7 protein-coding genes and 1 pseudogene are annotated in these 10,897 nt (G+C 70.9%); 2 read left to right on the forward strand and 6 right to left on the reverse strand.

Going from position 1 to position 10,897, the window contains the following annotated elements; genetic code table 11:
- Positions 1-105: 105 nt before the first annotated feature.
- A complete protein-coding gene (locus AC1DK4_RS35210; RefSeq protein ID WP_441650409.1) occupies positions 106-2,880 on the reverse strand; it encodes a winged helix-turn-helix domain-containing protein in 2,775 nt (924 codons plus the stop codon).
- A 262-nt stretch (positions 2,881-3,142) separates the two neighbouring features.
- The gene (locus tag AC1DK4_RS35215) at positions 3,143-4,687 is read right to left on the reverse strand and encodes an AMP-binding protein (protein ID WP_441650410.1); all 1,545 of its coding nucleotides are present in this window, start codon (positions 4,685-4,687) and stop codon (positions 3,143-3,145) included.
- Positions 4,688-4,934: 247 nt separating this feature from the next.
- On the opposite strand from AC1DK4_RS35215, the gene AC1DK4_RS35220 reads away from it, so the two are divergent.
- On the forward strand, positions 4,935-6,089 hold the full coding sequence (locus AC1DK4_RS35220) for an acyl-CoA dehydrogenase family protein (RefSeq protein WP_441650411.1): 1,155 nt from the start codon (positions 4,935-4,937) through the stop codon (positions 6,087-6,089).
- Between the two features lie 24 nt (positions 6,090-6,113).
- Positions 6,114-7,349 (forward strand): acyl-CoA dehydrogenase family protein, encoded by a 1,236-nt coding sequence (locus tag AC1DK4_RS35225; RefSeq protein ID WP_441621616.1) that lies wholly within the window; start codon positions 6,114-6,116, stop codon positions 7,347-7,349.
- Positions 7,350-7,605: 256 nt separating this feature from the next.
- On the opposite strand, the gene AC1DK4_RS35230 is transcribed toward AC1DK4_RS35225, so the two are convergent.
- The 4 genes and pseudogenes from AC1DK4_RS35230 to AC1DK4_RS35245 all read right to left on the reverse strand — a co-directional run.
- Complete coding sequence (locus AC1DK4_RS35230) at positions 7,606-9,183, reverse strand: fatty acid--CoA ligase (protein ID WP_441650412.1); 1,578 nt, start codon at positions 9,181-9,183, stop codon at positions 7,606-7,608.
- 78 nt (positions 9,184-9,261) lie between these two features.
- The gene (locus tag AC1DK4_RS35235; RefSeq protein ID WP_441650413.1) at positions 9,262-10,044 is read right to left on the reverse strand and encodes an SDR family NAD(P)-dependent oxidoreductase; all 783 of its coding nucleotides are present in this window, start codon (positions 10,042-10,044) and stop codon (positions 9,262-9,264) included.
- A 286-nt stretch (positions 10,045-10,330) separates the two neighbouring features.
- Positions 10,331-10,579 (reverse strand): GlsB/YeaQ/YmgE family stress response membrane protein, encoded by a 249-nt coding sequence (locus AC1DK4_RS35240; protein ID WP_441621622.1) that lies wholly within the window; start codon positions 10,577-10,579, stop codon positions 10,331-10,333.
- 19 nt (positions 10,580-10,598) lie between these two features.
- Positions 10,599-10,897 (reverse strand): annotated as a pseudogene (locus tag AC1DK4_RS35245) (signal peptide protein); the annotation flags it as partial.

Genomic DNA, 10,897 nt, shown 5'->3' on the forward strand with positions numbered 1-10,897 from the left:
GCGAAGTGGGGTGTGGCACCGGTGTGGCAGCGGTGTGGCAGCGGTGTGGCAGCGGTGTGCTATGGCGCGGCCGGGGCCGGCCGCGCGACGCGCGCGTGGCGTGCCCTACAGCAGTCCCAGTTGCCGGGCGATGGCCACCGCCTGCGTGCGGTTGCTGGCGCGCAGCTTGGCGCTGATATTGCGCAAGTGCGTGCGCACCGTGGTCTCCGAGACGAACAGGCGCTCGGCCATGGCGACGTTGGAGAAGCCTTCGGCCAGCAACTGCAGCACCTTCTGCTCCTTGGGCGTGAGCGGCTCGAGCAGGTCGCGGCGGGCCTGCCGGGCGGCGCAATCGGCCGTGCCGGCCGCGTCGGGCGCACCGCCGCAAGCTTGCAGCAGCCGCTCCACATAGGCAGCGGGCAACGCGATGCCGGCACGCGTGCAGGCGTCGGCCGCCAGGCGGCGGGCCGGCGCGCCCTCGTCGGCGAAGATCCGGATAAATCCTTCCGCCGCACCGAAGCGCAGGGCGTCGCCCATGACCTGCTGGGCCCGGGCGCTATCGCCGCAGCGCTGGCAGGCCAGCGCCAGCAGTACGCGCAGCTTGAGCGCGCGCCGCATCAGCTGGGCGTGCCCGGCCGCGGCCAGCTCCGCCGCGATGGCTTCGCAGGTGGCGGCGGCAGGCTCGGCGAACGCCGCCAGGCGCAGGCGGCCCATGGCCACGTCTTCCACATCGTTGGCGAAGGAACTGACCGCGCCGGCGCCGGGGCGGCTGCGCCACAGCGCCGGGTCCGCGGCGTGCTGGATCGCCTCGCCGGCGGCATGGCCGTTGCCCTGCAGCAAGGCCAGGCGCGCGCGCTCGAGCATGGCGCCCTGCACCAGGCGCGGCAGGCCGCGGTGGTGGCCCAGATGTTCGAGCGCGGCCAGCCATTCGTGCGCGCCGTCGATGTCGCCGCGCTCGCAGGCGATGCGTGCCAGCACCGTATGGCCGCTGATGATCTGGTCCGGCAGGCCGAGGTCGCGCGCCAGCGGCACGTAGACGTTGAGCAGGCGCTCGGCGCGCTCGCGGTCGTTGATCTCGTAGAGCGCCTCGGCCAGCAGGATGCAGGCCATGGCGTTGCCGTTGGTGGGCCCGTAGCGGTTGGGCAGCATGGTGCTGGCGGCAATGCGAAAGCGCGCCAGCGCCTGCTGCAGGCGCCCCTGGCGCAGGTCGATCAGCCCTTCGACCGACTCCGAGAAGATCTTGTTGAAATTGCTGTCGGAGCCGCGCACCACCTGGCGGGCCAGGCCCAGCAGGCGGCGCGCCTCGCGGTAGTCGCCCATGACCGCGGCCATGCGCGCCATCGAGGTGGCGAGGATGGAGTCCGGGAAGGGGTAGCCCATGGGCAGCGGCAGCGGGTCGTCGCGGCTGCAGGCGCGCGCCTCGTCGAAGCGGTCCATCATGTTGAGCAGCATATGGCGCAGCGCGCGCACATGGGCGCGCAGGTCGCCTTCGGCGCCGTCCAGCGGGATGGTCTGCAGCAGCGCGATGGCATCGGCCGGGCCGCGCGTAAACGACAGCGCCCACACATGCGCGATCTGCAGCTTCGGCCAGGCTGCCATCTCCCCGGGCGGCACCGCGTCCAGCCAGCGCGTCAGCAGGCGCATGCGGCCCTGGGCCAGCAGGTCGTCCACGCTGTCCGCCAGCAGCGGCAGCGCATGGGCCACGGCGCCGGCAGCCAGCGCATGCTCGATGGCCGGCACCGGCCGGCCCTGCGCCTCGTACCAGCGCGAAGCCGCCATCTGCAGCGCCGGCACTTCGGCCGGCATGACCTGGTGGAGCTGCGCGCGCAGGAAGCTGGAGAACAGGCTGTGATAGCGATACCAGCGCGTGCCGGCCTGCGCCGGGCTGTCCGCGCTGCCGCCATGGCGCTCGCCGTCGAGCGGCATCACGAACAGGTTGGCGCGCTCCAGCCAGGCCAGGATGTCATCGCTGTCGGTGGTGCCGCACACGGCGTCGCACAGCGGCCCGCTGAGCTGGTCGAGGATGGAGGTGCGCAGCAGGAAGGCGCGCACGGCCTCAGGCAGGTGCAGGTAGACGTCTTCGACCAGGTAATCGGCGATGGCCGCGTTGGAGCCCGAGAAGCCGGCGATGAAGGCATCGGGCGGCCCGCGCCGCTCCAGCGCGACCGAGGCCAGCCACAGCGCGGTGGCCCACCCTTCGGTGCGCCGGTGCAGCGTAGACACCGCCGCCGGCTGCAGCGAGAGGCCGCGCGCGCCGCGCAGGAAGGCGTCGGTCTCCTCGGCGGTGAAGCGCAGCTGCGCCGGCTCGATCTCCAGCAGCTCGCCGCGCGCGCGCAGCCGGGCCAGGCCGGACTCCGGCACCCAGCGCGTGCCGATCACCAGGCGGCCGCCCGGCGGCAGCTGTTCCACCACCTGCCACACCAGCCCCGCCACGGCAGGGTTCTGCACGGCCTCGAAATCATCCAGGAACAGCGTGAAGGGCCGGTCGTGCGCGGCCATGCGATCGATCAGCGCGAGCGCATGCTCGCCCGGCGACAGCGGCGCGGCCAGCGCCGCGGCCTGCGGCGCGCCGGCCTTGCGCAGCACTTGCTCGAAAGCCGCTTCGAGCGAGCCGAGAAAGCGCGTGGCGTCGTTGTCCGCGCGGTCCAGCGTCAGCCAGGCGGTCGCCATGCCGCCGGCATCCAGGCGCGCGCGGCATTGCAGCATGGCGGTGGTCTTGCCGAAACCGGCCGGCGCGCGCACCAGCACCAGCTTGACGAAGCCGGCCGCGCACACCGCCTCGCAGATGGCGCGGCGCTCCACCTGAAACGGGGTCAGCATGGGCGGGCGCAGCTTCGCCACCAGTGTGGCGGCGCGGGCCGCGCCTTGCTGTCCCGCGCTGGTCTCCTCGATTGTGGCCATTCGCCGTGTCTTCCTGTTGGCGGCGGCACCCTGGCTGCGGATGCCGCGCGATCCGCTCCGGCTTATGGTTGCCGGCTGCTGGCGCCGCATGCGCCAGGGATCGAACGGCCGATTATGGCGTAAACGCCGGCAAGGCTGCCGGCGCGCCTTCAACGGTGACGCCGCGCATGCCGGTGCATTTCTCCGCTCTCCCGCTTGCGGGAGCGGGCTCGGGGGCGAGGGAGGGAAAAACGTCAGGCAACGCCGGCGGCTCCGGCGCGATCTACACCAGCTTGTTCTCCCGCCCGGCCCAGTAGCGGTCGCGCAGCAGCCGCTTGACCAGCTTGCCGGTGGGCAGGCGCGGCAGCTCCGCGGCGAAATCCACCGAGCGCGGGCATTTGATGCCCGACAGGTTGTCGCGGCAGAACGCGATCAGCTCCTCGGCCAGCGCCGGCCCGGCCAGCGTCATGTCCAGCGGCTGCACCACCGCCTTGACCTCCTCGCCGAAGTCTTCATTGGGCACGCCGATCACCGCCACGTCCATGACCTTGGGATGGGTCATCAGCAGGTTCTCCGCCTCCTGCGGGTAGATGTTGACGCCGCCGGAGATGATCATGTTGGCCTTGCGGTCGGTCAGGTAGAGAAAGCCCTCCTCGTCCACGTAGCCCACGTCGCCCAGCGTGGTCCAGTCGCTGTGCGCCGGGTGGCGCGACTGTGCGGTCTTGCCGGGATCGTTGTGATAGACGAACTGGCGCCCGCCGGCGAAATAGATGGTGCCGGGCTCGCCCGGCGGCAGCACCGCGCCGCCGTCCTCGCAGATGCGCAGTTCGCCGATCGAGGCGCGGCCGACCGTACCCTTGTGGGCGAGCCAGTCGGCCGAGCCGACTGCGGTGGAGCCGTTGCCCTCGGTGCCGGCGTAGTACTCCCAGATGATGGGGCCCCACCAGTCGATCATCTGCTCCTTGACCGCGACCGGGCACGGCGCGGCGGCATGCACGGCGAAGCGCAGCGTGGAGACGTCGTAGCGGCGGCGCACGGCCTCGGGCAGCTTGAGCATGCGCGAGAACATGGTCGGCACGACCTGGGTGTGGGTGATGCGGTGCCGGGCCAGCAGCGCGAGGAAGGTCTCGGCATCGAAGTGCTCCATCACCACCGAGGTGCCGCCGAGCTGCTGCACGGCCATGTTGTAGCGCAGCGGCGCGGCATGGTACAGCGGCGCGGGCGAGAGGTAGCGCATGTCGGGGCCGAAGCCGTAGAGCGACTGGCACATCAGCACCAGCGAGCCCGCCACGTCGATCTGCTGGCTGGCTGGCGGCGTGAACACGCCCTTGGGGCGACCGGTGGTGCCGGAGGAATAGAGCATGTCGGTGCCGGCGCATTCGTCGTCGATGCGCCAGCCGGGATACTGCGCCAGCGTGGTCTCGTAGGCGGCGAAGCCCGGCGCGGTGCCCCCCATCATCAGGCACGTGCCGAGCGCCGGCGCCTTGGCCGCCAGTCCCTGCGCGACCTCGGCCTGCGAGCGCGAGGTGACCAGCATCCTGGCGCCGCTGTCGTTCACGATGTGCGCCGCGTCGTCCACATTGAGGCGGGTGCTGATGCACACGTAGATCAGGCCCGAGCGCTGCGCGCCCCAGCACAGCTCGAACAGGCGCGGGTGGTTCTCCAGCAGGAAGGCGACCCGGTCGCCGGGCTGCAGCCCGTGGTCGCGGAACAGCCGCGCCACCTGGTTGGAGCGTTCGTCGAGTTCGCGGTAGGTGACCACGGTGCCGCCGGCCATGATGATGGCCGGCTTGTCCGGCGAGCGCTGCGCGTGAACATGCGGATGCATGACTGCCCCTCCTGGAGTGTCGTGATGGCCGGCTTGGCGCAGCGGGACCGCGTGGCGCCGGCATGGCTTGCGCCATTGTCGGGACAGGCGCCTTGCGCGAACATCGTCGGAAGCGACGAACGCGCGCTGGTGCAGCGCCGCAAAAAAACGCGCGGCGCGCGGCGGGTGATTCGTCGCATCCGACGATGCGACCGCGGCGGCCCTTCGCATAATGGTTGCCACCCCGCAACCGCGCCGAGGACCCAAGGTGGATTTCCAATTCAGCGAAGAACAATCAATGCTGCGCGACACGCTCGCGCGCTACCTGGCCGATCACTACGGCTTCGAGGCAAGGCAGGCCGCGGTACGCTCGCCGGCCGGCTGGCGGCCCGCGTGCTGGAAGGCGCTGGCGCAGGAGCTTGGCCTGCTGGGCGCGGGTTTTCCCGAGCGCTTCGGCGGTCTTGGCGGCGGCGCGGTCGAGCACATGATCGTGATGGAGCAATTCGGCCGCCACCTGGTGGTGGAACCCTACCTGTCCACGGTGGTGCTCGGCGGCGGCGCCTTGCTGCACGGCAACGAAGCGCTCGCCGCGCAGTGGCTGCCCGCCATCATCGGCGGCGAAGCCACCGTGGCATGGGCGCATGCCGAGCCACGCAGCCGCTACTGCCTGCACGACGTGCAGAGTACCGCCGTGCGCGCGCAGGGCGGCTGGCGCCTGAGCGGCCACAAGGCGGTGGTGGTGGCCGCGCCGTGGGCCACGCACCTGGTGGTCAGCGCGCGCACCGGCGGCACTCGGCGCGAGCGCGCCGGCATCAGCCTGTTCTGGCTCCCCCGCGACACGCCGGGGGTCGCGCTGCAGGCCTATCCCACCGTGGACGGAGCGCGCGCCGCCGAGGTCCGCCTGGACAATGTCTTCGTGCCGGACGATGCCCTGCTCGGCGCAGAAGGCCAGGCGCTGGCGCTGATCGAGCGCCTGTCCGACGAGGCCGCGGTGGCGCTGTGCGCCGAAGCCGGCGGCGCCATGAGCCGCATGCTCGGCGACACCGTGGACTACGCGCGCCAGCGCAAGCAGTTCGGCGTGCCGATCGCCACCTTCCAGGTGCTGCAGCACCGCATGGCCGACATGTACGTGCAGCTCGAGCAGGCCGTCGCGCTGACCCAGGTGGCCGCCATGCAGGCCGGCGCGGACCCGCAGCGGCGCGCACTGGCCGCCAGCGCGGCCAAGGCGCATGCCGGGCAGGCCGGCAAGCTGGTCGGCCAGGCCGCGGTGCAGATCCACGGCGGCATGGGTGTGACCGAGGAACTCGCGGTGGGCCATTACTTCAAGCGCGTCACGGCCATCGACCTGCAGTTCGGCTCGGCAGATCACCACCTGCGCCGCTACGCCGACCTGCTGTACCCCGCGCACCCCGCCGCCGCCTGACCAACGCCATCCGAGGCTGACCCCATGAATCTCGATTTCTCCCCGCAAGAGCTGCAGTTCCGCGACGAGGTCCGCGCCTGGATCGCGGAGGCCTACGACGACGGCCTCAAGGCACTGATGGCGCGCAGCAAGAACGGCTATCTCGACAAGGCAGGCCAGGTGCGCTGGCAGAAGAAGCTGCACGCGCGCGGCTGGGCCGCGCCAAACTGGCCCGAGCAATACGGCGGGCCCGGCTGGACTCCCGCCCAGCGCTACCTGTTCCAGGCCGAGACCGCCGCCGCGGGCTGCCCGACCGTGTCGCCGATGGGCCTGAAGATGGTGGCGCCGGTGATCATGAAATACGGCACGCCAGAGCAGAAGGCGAAATTCCTGCCGCCGATCCTCAGCTCGGACATCTGGTGGTGCCAGGGCTATTCGGAGCCCAATTCCGGCTCCGACCTGGCCTCGCTGCAGATGCGCGCCGACCGCGCCACCGACGGCGATGGCGATCACTACCTGCTCAACGGCTCGAAGATCTGGACCACGCATGCGCAGTGGGCCGACTGGATGTTCTGCCTGGTGCGCACCAGCCGCGACGCGCGCCGCCAGGACGGCATCTCCTTCGTGCTGGTGGACATGCGCACGCCGGGCATCACGGTGGCGCCGCTGCCTACGCTGGACGGCCCGGTGGCCGGCCAGCAGGAAGTAAACCAGGTGTTCTTCGAGAACGTGCGGGTGCCGGTGGAGAACCGCATCGGCGAGGAAGGGCTTGGCTGGACCTATGCCAAGTACCTGCTCGAGTTCGAGCGCGGCGGCAGCTACGGGCCCATGCTGCGCCAGCAGCTGGCCAAGGTGGCCGGCATCGCCGCCAGCGAGGCCGCCGACGATGGCGGCCGCCTGCTCGACGATCCCGCCTTCCGCCGCAAGCTGGCCGAACTCCACGTGCGCGCGGCCGCGCTCGAAGCCAGCGAGCTGCGGCTGTTCTCCGGCGTGGCGTCCGGCACCTCGATCGGCGCGGCGTCCAGCATGCTCAAGCTGGTCGGCACCGAAACCATCCAGGCCATCAGCGAACTGGCGGTGGAAGCCGCCGGGCCGTACGCGCTGCCCTTCGTGCAGGACGGCTGGGCCGCGCAGCAGGGCCGCGACGCCGGACCCGCGGCGGGGCCGGAGTATGCCGCGCCGCTGGCGCCGCGCTACTTCAATTACCGCAAGGCATCGATCTACGCCGGCTCCAACGAGATCCAGCGCAATATCATCGCCAAGCAGGTGTTGGGACTCTAGCGCATCGTGCGGGCCGGGCCCTGGCGCAAGGCATTGGGGGAAGGCGGTGGGGCCTGCGGCGCAGGTGCCGGGACCGGCACCGCAGGCCTGCCGGCCTGGCTGCCGCGGCCGTTTCGCGTTACGCGTTACGTAACGTGTTCCGCGGACGTTTCAAGCGGGTGACATAAGGATGACGTGAAGCGGGGGCGCAGCGTCACACCCCCGTCGCTCGGTTGACTCTTCAGCTGACTCTTCAGCTGACTCTTCAGTTGACGCCTCAGTTGACTCGCCTGCTGTACCCCTCCCAGTACGGCTCGCGCAGTTTCCGGCGCAGCAGCTTGCCCGAGGGATTGCGCGGCAAGGCATCGACGAACTCGATGCTCTTGGGCACCTTGAAGCCGGCCAGCCGCTCGCGCGCCCAGGCCACGATGCTGTCGCGGTCGGGCGACTGGCCGGGACGCGGCACGACGATGGCCTTGACCGCCTCGCCCCACTTCTCGTCGGGCACGCCGATCACCGCCACGTCCGCCACCTGCGGATGGCCGTAGATGGCGCTTTCGACCTCGGCCGGGTAGACGTTCTCGCCGCCGCTGATGATCATGTCCTTGACCCGGTCGTGGATGTAGACATAGCCCTCGGCGTCGAGGTAGCCGGCGTCGCCGGTGCGCAGCCAGCCATCGGCATCGATGGTGCGCGCGGTCTCGTCGGGCTGCTTCCAGTAGCCTGCCATGTTCTGCGGCGAGCGGATCATCAGCTCGCCCACTTCACCGGGCGGCAGGCGCCGGCCTTCCCAGTCCACCACCACCACTTCCACGCCGGGCAGCGGCTTGCCGGCGGCACGCATGCGCGGCACGTCGTCGGTGGTGTGGTCTTCGGGCGGCAACGCCACCACGGTGCCGGTGGTCTCCGTCATGCCGTACTGCTGGGCGAAGCCGCACTTGAAGACTTCGATGCCCTCGCGCAGCAACGCCGCGGGAATCGGCGCGGCCCCGTAGAGCAGCGTCTTCAGGCGCGAGTAGTCGACGCTGCGCGCACGCGGGTCGCGCAGCACGAACTGCATCGCGGCGGGTACCAGGAACAGCTTGCTGATGCGCTCGCGCTCGAAATAGTCCAGCACCGCGGCGGGATCGAACTCGCGCGCGACCACGCCCTTGGCGCCCGCCAGCAGGTTGCGCAAACCCCAGCCCGAGCCACCGATATGCGCCACCGGCATCGCCACCAGCGAGACATCGTCGTCGGTCCAGCGCGACCATGTGATGTCTTCGCGCTCGCTGGCCTCGGTGCCGGCGGTGAGGTTGCGGTGGGTCAGCATGGCGCCCTTGGGGCGGCCGGTGGTGCCGGAGGTATAGAGCTGCAGCACCACGTCATGCGCCGCGGGCCGGTGCGCCGGTGGCACCGGCGCATGCGCGTCGCGCCAGGCGAGGTAGGCCGGCCAGTCCGGCTCGCCGCCCTCCATGGCGATCACGCCGCGCACCAGCGGCAGCGCAGGCAGCAGCGTGCGCATGGTCTGCGCCGATTCCGGCCCGACGAACAGCAGCACGGCATCGGCGTGGCCGACGATAAAGCCCACTTCGGGCGGCGCCAGGCGCCAGCTCGCCGGCGCCATCACCGCGCCGATCTTGGCCGCGCCCAGCAGCAGTTCGAAGTAATGGTCGCAGTTCTTGCCAACATAGCCGATGCGGTCGCCCGGCCCGATGCCGGCGGCCGCCAGCGCCTGGGCCACGCTGTCGGTGTGCCGGTCGAACTCGGCATAGGTGGTGAGCCTGCCCTCGAAGGAATAGGCTACCGCGTCTGGCCGCCGCTGCGCGAAATGACGCACGGCGTGCGGCAGGGTGGTCAGGTAACTGAAATCCATCGGCATCTCCTTCTCTCGGTCTTGCCGCATGCGCGCGTCGGGCTTCCGCGCTTCTATGCTTCTGCGGGATGCGCCCGCTCAGCGCGGCGCCATGCGGATGGCACCGTCGAGCCGCACCGATTCGCCGTTGAGATAGCTGTTGCGGCACATCTCCAGTGCGAGCGAGGCGAACTCCTCCGGCTGGCCCAGCCGCTTGGGGAACGGCACCGAGGCTGCCAGCGCCGCCTTGACGTGTTCCTGCGCGCCCTGCAGCAGCGGCGTGTTGAAGATGCCGGGCATGATGGTGTTGACGCGGATGCCTTCGCCGGACAGGTCGCGCGCGATGGGCAGCGTCATGCCGACCACGCCGGCCTTGGAGGCGGAATACGCGGCCTGGCCCATCTGGCCGTCCTGCGCGGCCACGGATGACGTGTTGATGATCACGCCGCGGTCGCCGTCGCGCGCGTCCAGCGTGAGCATGCCGGCGGCCGAGCGCGTCAGGCAGCGGAACGAGCCGATCAGGTTGATCTGGATGATGCGCTCGAACGCATCGGTGGGGAAGAACTTGATCTGGTCCGGCGCTTCCTTCGAGCGCGATGCCGTCTTGATGGCGCCGCCGGTGCCCGCGCAGTTGACCAGGATGCGTTCCTGCCCCAGCGCGGCGCGCGCCTTGGCGAAGCCGGCTTCGACCTCGGCCTCCGACGTCACGTTGACCTGGCAGAACACGCCGCCCAGTTCGCGTGCGACCGCCTCGCCCTTCTCCGCGTTCATGTCGAACAGCGCCACGCGCACACCCTGCGCCGCCAGCGCGCGCGCCGTTGCCTCGCCCAGGCCCGAGGCGCCTCCGGTGATCACTGCCGTTACCGATGCATCGAGTTTCATCTCGTCTCCACGTTGTCTTGTCTCTTGCGAAAGCATCCGCGCCGGCGCGAGCGATGCGGCGGGGCGGATGCGCAGGTCCGGCGGGCCGCGATGCGGCCGGTCCGGCGTGGTATGGAGATTCGGGGATGACGGCGCGGCACGCATCGTCGGAAGCGACGAATGCACGAAAGTGCGCGAAGGCAGGTGGACAGCTTACGTGAACCACCACGTGAACGCGCGCGGCGCGCGCAGGCAACGGCGCCGTGCGCGCCTCTGCACGCACGGCCTGCCGGGCTTCATGCCACGGTCAGTCGCGTCTGGTCGCCAGGTGGTACAGCACCAGCAGGATCACCGCGCCCAGTACGGCGCCGACGAAGCCAGCCGACTGCCCGGGCCGGTACCAGCCGAGCGCCTGGCCGAGGAAGGTCGCGGCAACCGAACCGATGATGCCGAGCACGGACGTCAGGATGAAACCGCGCGGCCCGCGCCCGGGCGTCAGCATGCGCGCCACCAGGCCGGCCAGGAAGCCAATCAGGACTACCCAGATCAGATGCATCGCCATTTCTCCGGCGGCCTCAGCCGCATGCCTTGCCGTGATCCGCGTGGAAGCCCTGCGCGGTGGCCTGCGACTCGCTCATGTAGGCGCCGTCCTTGGTCTTGCCGTACCAGCGCGAGCCGGCGCAATGGTAGACCTTGGAGGTCTTGTTGACCCACACCTGCCCGGCCGCGCCGACCGATGCGGTGGTGGCCGGCGCCGCGGCGCCGGGCGTCGCCGGTTTGGCCATCGAAGTTGCGGGCGCGGGCGCGGTGCCGGCGGCGGGCGTGGGCACGGCGGCCTTCGCGGCCGCTGGTGCCGCTGGTGCCGCTGCTGCCG

This window comes from Cupriavidus sp. 05N38 (genome assembly GCF_056397345.1).

Excerpts from the sequence above, each read along its gene's own strand:
- AC1DK4_RS35230 (WP_441650412.1), bottom strand. The coding sequence starts at position 9,183 with ATGGATTTCAGTTACCTGACCACCCTGCCGCACGCCGTGCGTCATTTC.
- AC1DK4_RS35235 (WP_441650413.1), bottom strand. The coding sequence starts at position 10,044 with ATGAAACTCGATGCATCGGTAACGGCAGTGATCACCGGAGGCGCCTCG.
- AC1DK4_RS35225 (WP_441621616.1), top strand. The coding sequence starts at position 6,114 with ATGAATCTCGATTTCTCCCCGCAAGAGCTGCAGTTCCGCGACGAGGTC.
- AC1DK4_RS35240 (WP_441621622.1), bottom strand. The coding sequence starts at position 10,579 with ATGCATCTGATCTGGGTAGTCCTGATTGGCTTCCTGGCCGGCCTGGTG.
- AC1DK4_RS35215 (WP_441650410.1), bottom strand. The coding sequence starts at position 4,687 with ATGCATCCGCATGTTCACGCGCAGCGCTCGCCGGACAAGCCGGCCATC.
- AC1DK4_RS35210 (WP_441650409.1), bottom strand. The coding sequence starts at position 2,880 with ATGGCCACAATCGAGGAGACCAGCGCGGGACAGCAAGGCGCGGCCCGC.